General features: G+C 64.3%; 17 protein-coding genes. 5 read left to right on the forward strand and 12 right to left on the reverse strand.

The window, feature by feature from the left end; translation table 11 throughout:
- Nucleotides 1-98 precede the first annotated feature (98 nt).
- Complete coding sequence (locus tag V6657_RS11905; RefSeq protein WP_048933521.1) at nucleotides 99-440, reverse strand: RcnB family protein; 342 nt, start codon at nucleotides 438-440, stop codon at nucleotides 99-101.
- A gap of 646 nt (nucleotides 441-1,086) precedes the next feature.
- On the opposite strand from V6657_RS11905, the gene V6657_RS11910 reads away from it, so the two are divergent.
- Both V6657_RS11910 and V6657_RS11915 read left to right on the forward strand, forming a co-directional pair.
- The gene (locus V6657_RS11910) at nucleotides 1,087-1,512 is read left to right on the forward strand and encodes a universal stress protein (RefSeq protein ID WP_048933522.1); all 426 of its coding nucleotides are present in this window, start codon (nucleotides 1,087-1,089) and stop codon (nucleotides 1,510-1,512) included.
- A gap of 117 nt (nucleotides 1,513-1,629) precedes the next feature.
- Nucleotides 1,630-2,262: a LysE family translocator gene (locus V6657_RS11915; RefSeq protein WP_048933539.1), complete on the forward strand. Its 633-nt coding sequence runs from the start codon at nucleotides 1,630-1,632 to the stop codon at nucleotides 2,260-2,262.
- An 80-nt stretch (nucleotides 2,263-2,342) separates the two neighbouring features.
- On the opposite strand, the gene V6657_RS11920 is transcribed toward V6657_RS11915, so the two are convergent.
- The 6 genes from V6657_RS11920 to V6657_RS11945 form a co-directional block, all read right to left on the reverse strand.
- Nucleotides 2,343-2,570 carry a sulfurtransferase TusA family protein gene (locus V6657_RS11920; protein WP_021195565.1) on the reverse strand — a complete coding sequence of 76 codons (228 nt, stop codon included), beginning with the start codon at nucleotides 2,568-2,570 and terminating at the stop codon, nucleotides 2,343-2,345.
- A 51-nt stretch (nucleotides 2,571-2,621) separates the two neighbouring features.
- On the reverse strand, nucleotides 2,622-3,203 hold the full coding sequence (locus tag V6657_RS11925) for an NUDIX hydrolase (protein WP_048933523.1): 582 nt from the start codon (nucleotides 3,201-3,203) through the stop codon (nucleotides 2,622-2,624).
- Between the two features lie 29 nt (nucleotides 3,204-3,232).
- Nucleotides 3,233-4,270: a low specificity L-threonine aldolase gene (locus tag V6657_RS11930; protein ID WP_048933524.1), complete on the reverse strand. Its 1,038-nt coding sequence runs from the start codon at nucleotides 4,268-4,270 to the stop codon at nucleotides 3,233-3,235.
- Between the two features lie 40 nt (nucleotides 4,271-4,310).
- The gene (locus tag V6657_RS11935; RefSeq protein WP_021195568.1) at nucleotides 4,311-4,499 is read right to left on the reverse strand and encodes a 4-oxalocrotonate tautomerase; all 189 of its coding nucleotides are present in this window, start codon (nucleotides 4,497-4,499) and stop codon (nucleotides 4,311-4,313) included.
- A 29-nt stretch (nucleotides 4,500-4,528) separates the two neighbouring features.
- Entirely contained in the window at nucleotides 4,529-5,314 is a 786-nt protein-coding gene (locus V6657_RS11940; RefSeq protein ID WP_048933525.1) for a class II aldolase/adducin family protein, read from the reverse strand.
- A gap of 87 nt (nucleotides 5,315-5,401) precedes the next feature.
- The gene (locus tag V6657_RS11945; protein WP_048933526.1) at nucleotides 5,402-6,643 is read right to left on the reverse strand and encodes a YbfB/YjiJ family MFS transporter; all 1,242 of its coding nucleotides are present in this window, start codon (nucleotides 6,641-6,643) and stop codon (nucleotides 5,402-5,404) included.
- Between the two features lie 102 nt (nucleotides 6,644-6,745).
- On the opposite strand from V6657_RS11945, the gene V6657_RS11950 reads away from it, so the two are divergent.
- From V6657_RS11950 to V6657_RS11960, 3 genes are all read left to right on the forward strand, one after another.
- Complete coding sequence (locus tag V6657_RS11950; RefSeq protein ID WP_048933527.1) at nucleotides 6,746-7,663, forward strand: LysR family transcriptional regulator; 918 nt, start codon at nucleotides 6,746-6,748, stop codon at nucleotides 7,661-7,663.
- Nucleotides 7,664-7,750: 87 nt separating this feature from the next.
- The gene (locus V6657_RS11955) at nucleotides 7,751-9,175 is read left to right on the forward strand and encodes a nodulation protein NfeD (protein WP_048933528.1); all 1,425 of its coding nucleotides are present in this window, start codon (nucleotides 7,751-7,753) and stop codon (nucleotides 9,173-9,175) included.
- Between the two features lie 11 nt (nucleotides 9,176-9,186).
- Entirely contained in the window at nucleotides 9,187-9,936 is a 750-nt protein-coding gene (locus V6657_RS11960; protein ID WP_048933529.1) for a slipin family protein, read from the forward strand.
- Nucleotides 9,937-10,511: 575 nt separating this feature from the next.
- On the opposite strand, the gene pelG is transcribed toward V6657_RS11960, so the two are convergent.
- The 5 genes from pelG to V6657_RS11985 are packed head-to-tail and all read right to left on the reverse strand — an operon-like array spanning nucleotide 10,512 to nucleotide 16,493.
- A complete protein-coding gene (gene pelG / locus V6657_RS11965; RefSeq protein ID WP_048934659.1) occupies nucleotides 10,512-11,882 on the reverse strand; it encodes an exopolysaccharide Pel transporter PelG in 1,371 nt (456 codons plus the stop codon).
- The gene (pelF, locus tag V6657_RS11970; protein WP_048934658.1) at nucleotides 11,882-13,480 is read right to left on the reverse strand and encodes a GT4 family glycosyltransferase PelF; all 1,599 of its coding nucleotides are present in this window, start codon (nucleotides 13,478-13,480) and stop codon (nucleotides 11,882-11,884) included. The genes pelG and pelF overlap by 1 nt, the downstream gene beginning before the upstream one ends.
- On the reverse strand, nucleotides 13,477-14,463 hold the full coding sequence (locus tag V6657_RS11975; RefSeq protein ID WP_048934657.1) for a lipopolysaccharide N-acetylglucosaminyltransferase: 987 nt from the start codon (nucleotides 14,461-14,463) through the stop codon (nucleotides 13,477-13,479). The genes pelF and V6657_RS11975 overlap by 4 nt, the downstream gene beginning before the upstream one ends.
- Nucleotides 14,464-14,478: 15 nt before the next feature.
- Entirely contained in the window at nucleotides 14,479-15,933 is a 1,455-nt protein-coding gene (locus V6657_RS11980; RefSeq protein ID WP_048934656.1) for a PelD GGDEF domain-containing protein, read from the reverse strand.
- Nucleotides 15,933-16,493, reverse strand: a complete 561-nt coding sequence (locus V6657_RS11985; protein ID WP_048934655.1) for a transporter — start codon at nucleotides 16,491-16,493, stop codon at nucleotides 15,933-15,935. Before V6657_RS11985 ends, V6657_RS11980 begins: the two co-directional genes overlap by 1 nt.
- Nucleotides 16,494-16,575: the final 82 nt, after the last annotated feature.

Consider the following 16,575-nt stretch of genomic DNA (forward strand, 5'->3'; position numbering starts at 1 on the left):
GATTCAGCCCATTTGGGTCCGTGTTGGGTAGGAATGACCAAAAAAACCCGCGACGCTTTCGCAGCCGCGGGTTTTTTGTTGATCAACGAAGGTACGCGTTATCCGCCGATGGTCACGTTGAGGACAGCACCACTCGGTTGCACGAGGTAATAACCGCCGTTGACGCCAATCCAGTGGGCCCCGCGCGGCGGCGGCGCCAGATGGTGGTCACGCCAGTTGTCGATGATGTATTGGCGATCGCGGTACTCAGGCGGAATCCGTTCGCCGCGGTTCCAGCGATGAGCCATCTCGCGGTCAGCTCGGCGGTCGACATCGACACGCTCTTCGTGGCGGTCGCGATCCCCACGGTGGTCACGGTCATGGTCTTGTGCGTGGCTCGCAAGCGGCACCAGCGCAGAGACCGCCAGCATCAGGGAAGTCAGAATCTTGGCCTTCTGCATCGATCTTCTCCTATGGAACGTCCGGTCAGAGCCGGACCTTGCTTCCAGTCTAGGCTTAAGGGTGCCTTGAGGCTGTGACGGACACGGTTAGGGATGTAACGGAAGATTATTGGGTGTCACTCATCGGCGCGCGGGGCCTTGTCCGTTCCAGGCATCGTTGCTACGCGGGCCGACGCAACCGTTTTCCTCGTCTGGGATGACCAAAGCCCTGCCTCGAAACTCGAAATCCGACCGGACCGGCCGTGTGCGCAATGCAGAACACGACCATCCCTCGGAAGGGTCACATGGACACACGCATCTGGCTGCTCGCCGCTACCGCCTTCCTGGCGGGCATCGACGAGAACGTCTGCACGGCATCATCTTTATGGGGATCAGCGGATCACTCGTGCTTAGCGTACCGGCGGCGGGCATGACGCTCGACGGCTGGTTGAGCTGGCGCGGCGGTTGCCGGCAGACGCCAGAGCGCCACGCGGCGCGCGTCCCATTTACGCGTTCTTTACACCGCGCGCGATCTCTTTACACCATCTTTGCGGCGCACTCCGTATAACGAAATCAAGCCGTATGCCTTCGCAGCGGCCCTGCCCGGCCACCGCAGGTGAACCCGACCCAGCCTGCCGCCGACCGTTCAACGTGTAAGGAACGCGCAATGCTCAAACTCCTCGTCCCCGTCAATGGCTCCCGGCATGCGCTGGATGCCGTGCGCCATGCAGCCTTCCTGTATCGGGATCGCTGCGCGTCCGACATCGTGCTGCTCAACGTGCAGGAGCCGATCGAGGGCGGCCGCGCCAGCGCCTACCACCCGCTGGAGATGCTGCGCAGACTCGAAGAACAAAGCGGGGAAGAGGCACTGCGCCCGGCGCGCAGCATTCTGGATGATGCCGGCGCCAACTACACCGCGCAGGTCAAGATCGGGCGCGTCGCCGAGACCATTGCGCAAATGGCCGCCGCCAACCAATGCGACATGATCGTGATGGGCACGGCCGGGCGCACCGCCGTCGGTTCGCTCATGTCGAGCCGGTTGTCCAACCGGTTGATCCGCCTGTCGTCGATTCCGGTGACGCTGGTGCGATAACGCGTTCTGCCGGACCAATACAGAATCCGTCAAATTCTTGGATTTCTGTACCTGTCGGGCCATTCCCGCTGGGTGCTAGCCTGCAAGCTCATCTTTTCTTCGCTCGCAGGCTTCATCATGCCCACCCTCGCCAACCTGCTCACCTTTGCCCTGGTCGCGCTCGGCATGGTGCTGACGCCCGGCCCGAACATGATCTATCTGATCTCACGTTCGATCTGCCAGGGGCGCAACGCGGGGCTGATCTCGCTGATGGGCATTGCTACGGGGTTCGTGTTCTACATGCTGTGCGCCGCATTTGGCATCACGGCGCTGCTGATGGCGGTGCCGTTTGCCTACGATGCGCTGCGCTTTGGTGGGGCGATCTATCTGCTGTATCTCGCCTGGCAGGCTGTGCGCCCAGGTGGCCGCGCGCCGTTCCAGGTGCGCGAGCTGCCGGTGGACAGCCCGCGCAAGCTGTACACGATGGGCTTGCTGACCAGCATGCTCAATCCGAAGGTGGCGGTGCTCTATCTGTCGCTGCTGCCGCAGTTCATTGAGCCGTCGCACGGCAGCGTTCTGGTGCAGTCGGTGTGCCTCGGTGTCACGCAGATCTGCGTAAGCGTGACCGTCAATTCGATGATTGCGGCCACCGCCGGCAGCATTGCGGCATTCCTGTCGCGCAAGCCGAGCTGGCTGTCGATCCAGCGCTATTTGATGGGGACAGTGCTGACCAGCCTGGCGCTGCGCATGGCGATGGAAGCACGCAAGTAACGCGCGAGTTGCTGTTCAAATGACAACGGGGCGATCCAGTCAAACCGGACCGCCCCATTCGTCGTAAGCGCGTTGCCGGATCAGCGGCGGCGCATATAAAACGTGAAGACCTTGTCGTGCTCGCTGTGCTCCAGCAGCTCGTTGCCGGTTTGCTTGGCGAACGCCTGGAAGTCGCGCGTGGCGCCAGGGTCGGTGGCGAGAATCTTGAGCACGTCGCCGCTCTGCATATCGGCAAGCGCCTTCTTCGTGCGCAGGATGGGCAGCGGGCAGTTCAGGCCGCGTGCGTCAACTTCCTTCTGGAACTCCATGTCTTCCTCTGGGTTTCGAGCGAACAAGCTTGGGGGCACTGCTCGCGTAAGTCATTCCGCTATTGTAACGAGCCGCGTCGGTTGCCACCGACGCGGCGGCGGCTCGGCGGGCTCTCCGGTGCGGATGTCGATGTAGCTCACGGGCAAGCCGCGTGCCGTCAGAAAATCAGCCACGGCATAACCGGTACCGGCCGTCCACGGGCGCACTTTCTCAAACGGCTTCAGGCGGTACTCGACCAGTTCTTCCGACAGCGCGATCTCACCATCGGCCACCACGTGGTAGGCAATGATCAGCTCGTTCTTGCGGATGAACTCGTACACACCGATCAGCGAGATCGATTGCGCGTCGAGATTGGTTTCTTCCTTCAGCTCGCGTGCGATGCCCTCTTCGGGCGTTTCGTCACGCTCCATGAAACCGGTGACGAGCGCGAACATGCCTTCGGGCCACAACGCATTGCGCGCCAGGAACATCTGTCCACGATATTCGACCACCGCTGCCAGCACCGGCAGCGGATTGTTCCAGTGGACAAAGCCACAATCCGGCGCCGGGCATGCGATGCGCAGGCGTCCGGCGTTGTGCTGCTCGACGAGCGGCGTGGCGCATTGCGGGCAGAAGCGGTAGTCGAAGCTCATGGTGGTGAGATGGGCGGGTTGACGACGAATCAGGCGGCGTGTTCGCAGGCTTGGCGGATGTCGGCGGCAAAGGCTTCCACCGTCTCGGGCTGCACGTCCCACGAGCACATCAGGCGGCAGCCACCTGCACCGATGAACGTGTAGAACTTCCAGCCACGTGCGCGCAGTGCTTCGATGGCCGGCAACGGCAGCTCGGCAAACACGGCGTTCGATTCGGTGGGGAACATGATGCGCACGCCGGGCACATCAACGATGCGCGAATGCAGCAGTTGCGCCATCGCGTTGCCGTGGCGCGCGTTGCGCAACCAGACGTCGTTCTCCAGCAAGCCCAGCCACGGTGCGGAGATAAAGCGCATCTTCGAAGCAAGCTGCCCCGCCTGCTTGACGCGATACGCAAAGTCTTCCGCCAGACGTCGATCGAAGAAGACGACCGCCTCGCCCACCGGCAGGCCATTCTTCGTGCCGCCAAAGCACAGCACATCCACGCCCGCGCGCCAGGTGACTTCCGACGGATGTACGCCGAGCGACGCCACCGCGTTGGCAAAGCGCGCGCCATCCATATGCACGCGCAATTGGCGACGCTTGGCAATCGCCGCAATCGCACGCACCTCTTCCACCGTGTAGACCGTACCCACCTCCGTCGACTGCGTGAGCGAGACGACCTTGGGCTTCGGGTAGTGGATGTCGGAGCGTCGCGTGACCAGCGCCTCCACCGCATCGGGCGTGAGCTTGCCGTTCTCGCCCTTGGCGGTCAGCAGCTTGGAGCCGTTGGAGAAGAACTCCGGGCCGCCGCACTCGTCCGTCTCGATATGCGCCAGCTCGTGGCAGATGACCGAGTGGTATGACTGGCACAGCGATGACAGCGCCAGCGAGTTGGCCGCCGTGCCATTGAAGACAAAGAAGACTTCGCAGTCGGTCTCGAACAGGTCACGAATGCGATCGCACACGCGCTGCGTCCAGGAGTCATCGCCATACGCGGGCTCGTGGCCGCTGCCGTTGGCTTCCAGGAAGTACTTCAGCGATTCCGGGCAGAAGCCCGCGTAGTTGTCAGAGGCGAAATGTTGCATGGGCTGCATCGCGGGCCGGCGGCGTGATTGAGGGAAGGCGTTACTTCTGTTCCGACCAGAGCACGCCGCCGGTCGCCCAGTTCTCGCGCTTGACGTCGTTGATGATGATGTCGACCGCGCCCGGCACACAGCCCAGGGTTTCGCAGGTGACGCGCGTCACTTCTTCGACGAGCTTCTTTTTCTGCTCGACGGTACGGCCTTCAAACATCTCGATATGGAAAGTCGGCATGGTGTCTCCGGTGTAAGCGATTCGCGTGTTCAGTCGCGATATGAAGCGTCAATTTTATCCAGTTTGCGCAGCAGGGCCGGCCACTCCATCCCCCCTTCAATCGCGCCGCCGTCTTCCAGCTGTTCAGCGGCGCGGTCGGCCACGTGCGGCGCGGGCGAGACCACCTCGCCTGCAGTCAGCGCCTGGATCTGGATCTCGCAGGCCTTGATGAGCGTGGCCATCAACACATGGGCCTCTGCCACGGTGCGGCCGATCGTGAGCGTGCCGTGATTGCGCAGCAGCATAGCGAACTGGGCCCCAAGCGATGCGGTCAGGCGTGTGCCCTCTTCCGGCGAGAAGGCCAAGCCCTCGTAGTCGTGATACGCCACGCGTTTGTGAAAGCGCAGTGCATGCTGCGACAGCGGCAGCAGCCCGTGCTTCTGCGCGGAAACTGCAATGCCCGCCGTGTTGTGCAGGTGGATCACGCAATGCGCATCGGGGCGCGCCGCATGCACAGCCGCGTGCAGCGCAAAGCCCGTGACGTTCACCGACGGCCGTGTTGCAGCGTCAGGCCAATCGCCAACGAGCTGGCCGGCACCATTGATCTTGACCAGGTTGGACGCGGTGATCTCGTCGAAGGCCAGGCCGAAAGCGTTGATGAGGAAGTGATCCGGCTCGCCCGGAACGGTGGCCGACAGGTGGGTGTAGATCAGGTCATCCCAGCCGTTGAGCGCGGCCAGTCGATAGGCGGCGGCCAGGTCGACGCGTACTGCGCGCTCGGCTTCGCTGATCTCGCCCCCGGGCACAACGGCGCCGGGGCGCAGGGCAAAAGACATGGGGCTCCTCCAATGGAGGAGGCATTCTAGAACGTACGTGCTGCATGAGCGAGATGCGGCGCGGCGACCTGCGCTACATGCAGTCCATCACGCACGTACGGGATAGAGGGGCGAAGCACGCTTGACCGCAATGAAGATGGCCACGCCCACCACCAGCGACACCGCCGCCACCGCCAGCGATGCACTGAAGCCGCCCGTAGCGGCAAACAGCCGATTGGCCAGCGGCGGCCCAGCAATCTGGCCAATGCCATAGGCAGCCGTCATCAGCCCCATCAGGCGCGGTGCGGCGTGCGGCCACAGCCGGCGTGCCTCGCGCATGGCAAACAGCGTGATCGCCGTAAATGGCAGGCCAAGCAGCGTGCTCGACAACGCCAGCCCTGCCACCGTTGGCCAGACGATGCTGACTGCCACGGCAACCGCCTGCATGGCATATGCCGTGGCGAGCAGCGAACGGTTATCGCGCGCCAGGCTGATCCGCGTTGAGAGAAACGCCCCCAGTGCCACACCCGCGCCAAACATCGGCCAGAACAGATCGGGCCAGATCGAGCCGGCCGGCAGCACCTTGCGCGCGATCACCGGCAGGAAGGTGGCGGTGATGATGTAGCCGAAGCCGGCCAGGCCGTACGCCAGTGTGATGGCGGTGGTGGGTGCGTCCAGACTCGGCGCGGCAGCGGTTGCTGCCGTGGCGGGCGCGGCCGCATGGGCGTGCAATTCCGGGCGGATGGTCGACCACACCGCCACCGTCAGCAGCGCCGACAACACGCCAAACGCGATCCACGCCGACGTTGCATGCCAACCCAGCGCCACCATGCCGCTGGCCGCCAGACCCGGAATGGCAATGCCCAGCCCCGGCCCGCAGAAGATGATGCCACCCAGCGCCGCATGCCCCAGCTCCGTCAGCTTGTGCAGGCACCAGCCCGCCGTGAACACAAACACCAGTGCGCTTGCCATGCCGGCCGCAAAGCGCAGCACGAGCCACGCCGGCTGGCCCTGCAGCAGCCCCATCCCCGCCGTGAGCAGCACTGTGGCGATCAGGCCCGTGCGGATCAGCCGCGCTGCATCACCGCGCACGGCCATGCAGGCCAGCGCACCAAGGAAGTAGCCCAGATAGTTGCCCGTGGCCAGCCAGCTCCCCTGCGCCAGCGACAGGCTGCCGTCGTGCAGCATCATCGGCAGAATCGGGGTGAAAGCGAAGCGGCCGATGCCCATCGCCACGGACAGCGCAACCATGCCGGCAATTGCCACGCGCCAAGCCGCACCGCGCGTGTCATGTGCAGCGGGCAATGAAGAGGAGGAAAGCGTGGACGAGGATGACAGCGCGGATTGCATGGGGATACCCGGATGGGGAGATCGGTACCTCATCGTACGCAACGCGGTGCATTCCGAAAAATGAATTATATTGAACGAATTCATTAGCATTCGAGATGCATCATGGATCTGGCCTCGCTTGAAATCTTCCGGACCGTCGTGCGCGAAGGCGGCGTCACACGGGCGGCCCAGCAGTTGCATCGCGTGCAGTCGAACGTGACCACGCGCATCCGCCAGTTGGAAACGTCACTGGGGGTGCAGCTGTTTGTGCGCGAGGGCAAGCGCATGGTGCTGACGCCCGCCGGCCAGACGTTGCTGACCTATGCGGACGACATCCTCCGCCTGGCCGCCGAAGCCCGACAGGCCGTCCAGCCGCGCGAGCCGCACGGGCGCCTGCGCATTGCCTCGATGGAGAGCACCGCTGCCAGCCGCCTGCCCGGCCTGCTCGCCACGTTGCACCAGCGCTGGCCGCGCGTGCAGCTGGAGCTGGTGACCATGCCGACGCGCCAGTCGATCCAGGCGCTGTCGAACTTTGAAGTCGACTGCGCCTTCGTTGCGGAAACCGCCTGCCTGGTCAACACACGCGCCGCGCTCACGACGCTGCCTGCCTTTACCGAAGAATTGGTGCTGATCGCCCACCGCGCGCATCCGCCCATCCGCCGCGCTGCCGATGTGCAGACGCCTGCCCTGCTCGCCTTCGAAGCCGGCTGCGCCTACCGGCAACTGATCGAAGACTGGTTTGAGGCTGGCGGCGTGGCGCCGTCACGCGTGCTGGAACTCGGTTCGTACCACGCCATCATCGCGTGCGCAGCGGCGGGGATTGGCGTCGCGCTGGTGCCGCGCTCGGTGCTGGAGCTGTACTCGAACGCGCCGGACATCAGCATCCACGCGCTCAACAAACCCGGGCGCGTCGACACCATCCTTGCCTGGCATCGCGACATGGCGGGGCCGGCGCTGCAGGCGCTCGTGCAGGTGCTGAGCGAGCCGCATGCCACGGCGGACGCGGCCACCCCTGCCGCCGGTGAAGCCATCGCCGCCTAAACTGGATCAATAAGCTGGATCAATAAGCTGAATACAACGACCCCGCCGCCGGTCTAACAGCAAAGGCGGTCACCAACGGAGGCTGTCATGCGACGGTCGTCTCGTGCAGCACAGTGCATGGCGTGGATGGCGGGCGTGCTGACCGCCGCGTGGAGTTGCCTGGCGCTCGCCGCTGCGCCGGTCGTGGTGCTGCCGCTCACGGGTGCCATCGGACCAGCCAGCGCTGCTTATGTCGTGCACGGGTTGGAAGAGGCGCGCAAGCAAGGCGCGCAGCTCGTGGTGCTGGAGATGGATACACCGGGTGGGCTGGACGCATCGATGCGGCAGATCATCCAGGCCATCCTCGCCTCTCCGGTGCCGGTGGCGGGCTATGTCGCGCCGGGGGGAGCACGCGCAGCCAGTGCCGGCACCTACATTCTCTATGCCTGCCATATTGCCGCGATGGCGCCGGCCACCAACCTGGGGGCGGCATCCCCGGTGGCAATCGGTATCGGCGGGCATGCGCCGGCTGGCCCGGCACCCAACCCAACCAATCCAGGCGATGCCGCCAAACCGGCCAGCGCCCCTGCTGCCCCCACCTCTTCGAGCAACGAAGACACCCTCGCCCGCAAGCAGATGCACGATGCTGCGGCATACATCCGGGGCCTGGCGCAACTGCGCGGCCGCAACGCCGAATGGGGCGAACGCGCTGTCCGCGAAGCCGTGAGCCTGGACGCATCGGAAGCGGCCAGCCAGCGCGTGATCGACCTCATCGCCAGCGATGTGCCCGACCTGCTCAAGCAAGTGGATGGCCGCGCGCTGCGTACCGCCACGGGCCCCGTCACGCTACACACCGCAGACGCCCAGACGGTGACGCTGGAGCCCGGCTGGCGCAACCACTTCCTCGCGGTCATCACCGATCCGAGCCTCGCATTGTTGCTGCTCACCGTGGGCGTGTATGCGCTGATCTTCGAGTTCTCCACGCCGGGCATGGTGGTACCGGGCATCCTCGGCGCGGTGTGCATTCTGGTGGCGCTGTACGGGCTGCAGATGCTGCCGATCAACTACGCGGGGCTGGCGTTGATCTCGCTCGGCCTTGGTTGCATGGTGGCCGAGGCGTTCCTGCCGACCTTTGGCGCGTTGGGTATGGGCGGCATCGTCGCGTTCATCCTGGGCGCGGTGATGCTGATCGACACGCAGACACCGGGCTTTGGCGTACCGCTGCCGCTGATCTTCGGCCTGGCGTTCGTCAGTCTGACGGTCATCCTGGCGGTCTCCAGCCTGGCCGTGCGTGCGCGGCGGCGCCCCAAGGTGGCCGGCGGCGACACGCTGATCGGCATGACCGGTGAAGTCGTCGACGTTGATACGCCAGATGCCGATGCCGACAGCGACGGCTGGGCCCGCATCCACGGCGAGCGCTGGCGCGTGCGCTGCGACGGCGGCATCGCTCGCGGTGATCAAGTCCGCGTGATCGCCCGGCACGGTCTGACGTTGATGGTCGAACCGGTGGCCCCAATCGGCGCGTCTTCATAAGGAGAAGAAACATGCTCTACGGATTCTTCAGTGCAGGCGGCTTCATCTTCCTAGCCGTGCTGCTGATCATCTCGTCGTTCCGCGTACTGCGCGAGTACGAGCGCGGCGTGGTGTTCCTGCTGGGCCGTTTCTGGCGTGTAAAGGGGCCGGGCCTGGTGCTCATCATCCCGGCCATCCAGCAGATGGTGCGTGTGGACCTGCGCACGGTGGTGATGGACGTGCCGCCGCAGGATGTGATCTCGCACGACAACGTATCGGTCAAGGTCAACGCGGTGGTGTACTTCCGCGTGGTCGACCCGGAGCGCGCCATCATCCAGGTCGCCAATTTTCTGGAGGCGACCAGCCAGTTGGCGCAGACCACGCTGCGGGCCATTCTCGGCAAGCACGAACTGGACGAGATGCTGGCCGAACGCGAGAAGCTCAACCTCGACATCCAGAAGGTGCTCGACATCCAGACCGACCCGTGGGGCATCAAGATCGCCAACGTGGAGATCAAGCACGTCGACCTGAATGAATCGATGATCCGTGCGATTGCGCGTCAGGCTGAGGCCGAGCGCGAACGACGCGCCAAGGTCATTCACGCAGAGGGTGAATTGCAGGCTTCGGAGAAATTGCTGGAAGCCGCACGCATGCTGTCGCAGCAGCCTGAGGCCATCCAATTGCGCTACCTGCAAACGCTTACGCAGATTGCTGGTGACAAGAGTTCGACGATTGTGTTTCCGTTGCCGATGGAGGTGTTGGGGGCTTTGAAGAAGGCTTAGCGGCACGGTTGGCACGCTATGGATGTTGTTGGTGCATCCCTTGTTTCATCCCCTGCCGGGGCTGACTCACTTTCTTTGTCTTGCCAAAGAAAGTAAGCAAAGAAAGGCGCGCCCGATGCGGCGAAAGACTCCTTGAATTTATGTCGCAAGGAGGGGAAGGGAAAAACTCGCTGCGCTCAAACAGTTTCCCTTCCTTTTTCCTCCTTGCAACAGAAATTCAAGGCGCCGCATAGGGCAGGGAAAGTCAAAGGCAAAAAGACAAACCATCTGGGCACCAGCCAGAACGACAAAGGCCAACCTCGCGAGGGTTGGCCTTTTCTTTTGACGTTGGGCCCTTGATGGCGCCTTGGATTTTTGTTGCGGGGAGGATAAAGAAGGGAGGCTTGTCTGAGCGCAGCGAGTTTGCCTCCCTTCCCTCCCCGCGACAAAAATCCAAGGAGGGGGTCGCCATCTCGGGCGCGCCTTTCTTTGCTTACTTTCTTTGGCAAGACAAAGAAAGTGAGTCGGGCCCGGCAGGGCACGAAAGGGAGGTGGACCACCAAGACCAAAACCAACCGCCCCTTCCCGTCATCATGTCACTGCAACATAAACGTCTCGTACTCCAACCGATCCAACTTCCGATCCAGAATCACCAGACTCGCCATCACCACCAGCAGCAGCGACACTGCAAATCCATACCCATACCAGGCCGGACCAAGCTGCAGCGTGATCCACGTCAGCACGCCGTTGAGCACGACAAACGCAGCCGTCAACCCCAGCACCACGCGCCGCCGATCCAGATAGAAGAAAATATTCAGCACACCCAGAAACACCACCTGCAAGCTCGCCGCAATGGTGTCGACATACAGCAGCGGCAGATACAACTCGGAAATCTGCAGCACCCGCAGCACCGAAGCCCCCACGGCAAACAGCACCAGCGCCGCCATCGCCTGAATCTTCACGATCTCGTACAGGCCGGCACGGATGGTCTGCACCATCGTGTTGCGCATATCTTCGATGTGCTCCAGCGATGCCCCACCCCGCACGGCGTCGTAAAACGCGTCGTAGTACTCGACAAAATCCGTCTCGATGCGCACCAGGAACACCGCCATGCCGGGGATGATCCCCAGGTACGCCAGGAACACCGGAATGTCATAGATGACCGACGCATGCAGCGGACCAACCACCTGCTGCCCGGTGCCCGGCGCATACCAGAACATGAACTTGTCGAGCCAGATGCCAAGGTTGTACAGCAGCCCGATCAGCATCAACGAAGGATACGCAAACCGCTTGTCGAACACCTCGAACGACAGGAAACGCCGTCCGCTGAAGTTGCGATAGATCAGCCCTGCCATGCCGATCAGCAGACACAACTGCCCCAGCACAAAACCCAGCAGCAGCCCCTCCAGCCCCACACGGTTGAACAGCAGCGCCAGCAGCACCGTGAGCGTGTAGCCGATCAGGAAGATCCACACGATCGCCTTGTACTGCTTCATGCCCGACAGGAAGATCACCGCGATCCAGATGTTGGCCATGACCACGAAGCCCGCCAGCATCAGCACCCGGTAGATGGCCGACTGCTGCGGAAACGCAAACAGCATGACGATGAGCCCCAGGCCGCCCGCCAGCAACGTCATGACCAGCGACACGGCGTGGTAGTTGGGCAGGACGAGGTCGTCGCGCTTCTCGAACAGGCGGTCGGACGTGAAGCGCGTGAAGGCGAGCTGCAGCGGCCCGGTCAAGATCAGGCTCACCGCAATCAAGTAGGTGACCGACACCTGGAACTGCGTGATGAGCGAGCCGGGAATCACGAACGGCAGGCTCAAGATACCGATCAGCAGAATCCCGACGATGGAGAGAATCCACGGGCCGGAGCTGATGATGCCGGCGTAGGTGTAGGCGCGCAGCAGCCCGAGCAGGCTGTCGCGCTTGAGCATCTTGCGGAGCTCGAACCCGATGCCGGCCATCAGCGAGCTCCCTTCTGGTGAGCGTGATGCGGGCAAGCCGCAGCTGCAGTCTTGGCACCCGCTTCCGTGCTCAGATCCGGCAGCATGCGCAAGCGGTCGTATAGCTCGCGATAGGCGCCGACCATCATCTCCTGCGTGTAGTAGCGCTCCACGCGGGCGATGCCTGCGGCCTGCGCTTCATGCCAGCGCGATTCATCACGCAGCAGCGTCAGCACTTCGCCGGCCAGCGCAGCCGGGTCAGCAATGCGCACCACAGCGCCGGCGGCACCCAAGGCGGCGTCGTCGCCTTCCAGGCCGAACAGCAACTGGCGGCACGACCCCACATCAGTGGTGACCGATGGCACACCGGCGGCAAATCCTTCCAGCACCACCAGCGGCAGCGCCTCACTGATGGAGCTCAGCACCAGCACGCCCACCTTGGGCAGGATGTCGTCGATCTTCTGGAAACCGAGAAACTTGATGCGATCACCCAGGCCCAGGCTTTCGGCCAGGCTGTGGCATTCGTGTGCGTATTCCGGGTCTTCGTCTTCCGGGCCGGCGATCCAGCCTTCGGCGTCGGGCATCTCGCGCGTGATGGTCAGCATGGCACGAATGAACGTCTTCACGTCCTTGATCGGCACCACCCGGCCGATCAGGCACATCACGCGCGGCACGTTGGCGGGGCGCTTGTCGCGCAAGGCAGCCAGGCGCGGCAGGTTGATGCCGTTGGGGATGCTGCGTGTCTTCTCTACCGGCGCGCCGTCGATCACCTGGCGCAGCCGGTTGCCCTCGTACAGCGCGGTGATTTCTTCGGCGGCGTCGTAGCAGACGCGGCCCATGGTCTCGAAAAAGCGCACCCATAGATCACGGAAGTAGCTGATCTGCGCGATGTCCTTCTCGAAGATGCTGCGGTTGTCACGAATCCACTGGCTCTGGAACAAGTCGATCTTGCGTTCCTTGGTGTAGATACCGTGCTCCGACACCAGCAGCGGACGCCCACGCTTGTAGCGCAGCAGCGCGCCCAGGAAGCCCGCGTAGCCGGTCGAGATGGTGTGGAACACCTTCACCGGGATGAGGTTCTCGGCAATGCGCACAAGCTGCCACAGCGGCTTGTGCATGATGCGCACGGTCCAGAAGTAATCGGTGAACGACGGGTCGGTGCAGTAGCGCCGGTAGTAGTCCGTCATCATGTCCCAGGCGCGGTGACTGTAGAGGAACTGCTCCTCGGCCAGCGGGCCATCGTCACGCAGGTCTGCAATGGACGCGCGGATCAGATCGGCCGTCTCGTCCTTATTCGCGGGATTGCGCAGCGCTTCGTGCAGCTTGCGCGAGCGCTCGAAGGCGGCCGGATCACCGCCGCTGGCCTGCACCAGGGGCGGCGGCGGAAAGTCGTACAGGTAGTGGCACTCCACGTGCACCACGTTCTCGGGGATGGCGTAGACGGGCTTGCCGTAATCTTCACGGCGGCTGCCAATGAAGACGACGGCAAAGCGGATGTCCGGAAACGCCCGGATCATCTGGTTGACCCAGCTCGACACCCCGCCGCTCACATAGGGAAACGTCCCTTCGAGCAGCAGCGCGACGTCGGCGGACTGGGCGCGTGGAAATTGGTCGCTCATGATGTCCAGTAGCGCAGCAGCGGACGCAGCAATGGCAGCGGCGAGCGGTTGGAGAATTGCGCCAGCGCGGCGCGCGCGCCGGCGTAGTCGCGGCGCAGGTAGCAGGCCTCGGCCAGCGGCGGCAGCAGGCGGTCACGCGGAAAGCCGAGCCGCTCAGCTTCGCGCAGGTGCGATTCGGCCACATCGGGCTCGCGGCGCGACAAGGCCAGCCGGCCGCGCATGTACCACAGCGCCGCGTTGTCCGGCTGGATATCCAGCGCCGCGCTGGCGTAGCGCTCCACCTGTTCAGCGGTATAGCGGTACACATCGCCTTGCACCAGGTTCTGGTAGATCAGCTCCCAGTACAGATCGGCCAAGCGCTTGTTGATGTCGTAGCGAGCCTCGGGCGTGGTGGCCTCTTCCAGGCGCGGCAGCTCGGCCAGGATCTTCTGCATCAACACCTTCTCGGCGTTGTCGAGCATGCCGTAGGCCAGCAGGCGGATGTCGTCCACCGGATCGGCCAGCAGGTCGCGCAGTACGGGGCTGGCTGTGCGGGTGGGCATCGACTGCATGGCCACGAGCGCGGTCATGCGGCTTTGCACCGGCGCACGCTCGTTGCTCAGTTGAGCGCGCAGCCGCGCCCCACCGCCGTGCGTCACGCGCGAAATCAAATGCGCGACGAACACCGGCAAGCCCACATCGGCGATGTCCTTGTCGCCCTCCGGCTTGGGGAATAGCTTGCCGAGCAGCAGACTGCCCAGCACCAGCAGACACCCCGCCACCGGCACGAAGAAGCACAGGGCGACGAGGTAGCCATACGTCCAGACAAACGGCACGCGATAGCGGCGCGGCAGCAGGCGCCAGGCGGCCAGCCCGATCAGCGCGGCGGCGGTGCCCTGCAGTAGCAGGCACGACAGCAGCAGCGCCAGGCTGTTGCCGGCGTGCAGCACCATCACCACCGCTGCAATCTGGGCCGAGATGCCACTGAGCGTGAGCTTGAACATGGTCGCGCCCTCGCTTCAGCCGTCCAGGTGGCAGCGCGCGATGAAGCGCACCAGCGCCTCACCAGGGTGCTCGCCCGTCACGTGCAGCGTCTGGACGCCGATGTGCGACTGCTCGAAATCGACGCCGAACTGGGCGCGCAGGCTGTCTTCAATGCGCACCAGATAGGCCGACACGGCACCCGCGCCTGACAGCGGCATCAGCGTGACGATGGCACGACGCGCCTTACCGCGCGCCTGCCAGACCACGTCCAGCGCACGGCGGCTGCGCACCACCTGTTCGAACAGTGCGTCGCTGGCCTCGTCCTGGTCAAAGATGAGCGCGACCACCGACGAGTCGATGCCGGTATCGCGGTGCAGGCGCGCCAGACGGCCAAGGTCGAGCGCAAAGTCGTACGGCGCATCGGGCACGAGGTCGAGAATCTCGGAGCTGACGGTGAGGTGGCGCACGCCATCGGCGTAGTAACCCAGCAGCACCAGCAGAAACTGCAGGTTCTCGTACGACAGCGACAGGAACGGCATCTGCTGCACGACAACGATGCCGATCAACTCGTCAGCACCCGACAGCACCGGCGCGCAGGCCACGTAGCGCGAGCTGTCTTCATGGCGCAACTCGGGCGCCTGCGGGTGGCCCAGCGTGTGGGTGTCGATGCAATGGCGGATCAACGGGTCATCGGCCACGATGTCGAACGGCGTGCCGACGCGGGCCACGGGTTCGGTATCGACCTGATTACGTGTCACACGCACCATCGCGGCCACCTCCAGCTGGCAGGCCTGCGCCGTCCATTGCAGGAACTGCACGGCACCCGGCAGTTGTGCCACGTCGGGCTGGTTGGTACCGTCGCCGTGTTCGCGTGCGGCCAGTGCCAGGTTGCGCAGTTGCGTGAGCGTGTCGCGCAACGTGGTCGGCTTGGCCAGCAGATCGTTCTCCAGCCGCTCGTGTGAAAGACGCAGCAGGAAGTGGTTCTTGGTCAGCGCGGCCAGGCGGTCGTTCAAGTAACCGTTGACGGTGCGCGCACGCGATAGCCGCGCGCCCCAGATGTCACCGAACTGCCCGCCAACCAGCACCAGCATCAGCCCGCCCAGAAAGTACATGCGGGGGAAGGCGACGGCCGCTGCGCCCTGTCCGTAGAACAGCCACCACGCGCCCAGCACCACCAGCGCAGCGGCCGCGCCTAGCAGCGTGCCGTAGCGCAGCGCCAGGATGAGCGGCACCAGCCAGATCCACGGGAACCCGTAGCCGAGCAGCAGCGGATTGTCCGGCACGAACAGCCAGACGATGCCGATGGCAACGATCGTGGCGCCCAGCGTTTCCAGCACCGCGGTCGGGCTCGACACGGCCGGCGCGATCAAGCGCCCATACCACGACGATGCGCCGATGCCCTGCGCATTGCGCCGACGATCGCGACCGCGCGCCTCGGCGGCGGCGGTCTGCGCGCCCTCCTGCGTACGCTGTGCCGCTTCGGTCTTCATCAGCCTCGGCCCAGCGGCGAGAGCAACTCGCGCAGCAGCTTCTGCGCCACTGCCGAGACGGCATCGCGGCTCCAGCCGGTGCGGCTGCCGGCGGCGCTCCAGATCACGTTGCCGCTTTGCACGTCAATCACCTGCAGCGTGATGCCGACGGCAGGCTCGCCATCCACGCCCACCTTGTAGCGCCACTCGTCCACGGCGCCGGTCAGGGCATAGCGGGCCTTCTCGCCGCGCGCCCAATCCAGCGCGCGGGCCACGGCCTCGCGCTCGGCGGGCTCGAACAACGATTCGCTGTTCAAATTGGCCGGATATTGCTTGAGGTTGGTAAAGCCGCGCGCCTTCAGGATGCTGGTGGCGATGGTCTCGGCACGCAGCCCGGCCTGCGGCGTTTCGGTGTAGTTGACGATGGGCAGCACGACCCATGCGTCAGACGCGCTGGTGGCCGGTGCGCGGCCGCTGTCGACCACGGCACACGCAGACAGCGCAAGCGCCACGCCAACGCCTGCAGCGGCGGCCAGCCAGCGGCGGCGGCCGGCTTTCATCTTGTCGAGCAAGGGTGTCATCGCTTTCTCCTGGATGCTTCCGTTGTTCTTCATGCTGGTGTTTCCCCGTTTCTACTTGTTCGTCGTATTCGTCGCTTGCGCT

Source organism: Ralstonia sp. RRA (genome assembly GCF_037023145.1).
GTDB lineage: Bacteria > Pseudomonadota > Gammaproteobacteria > Burkholderiales > Burkholderiaceae > Ralstonia.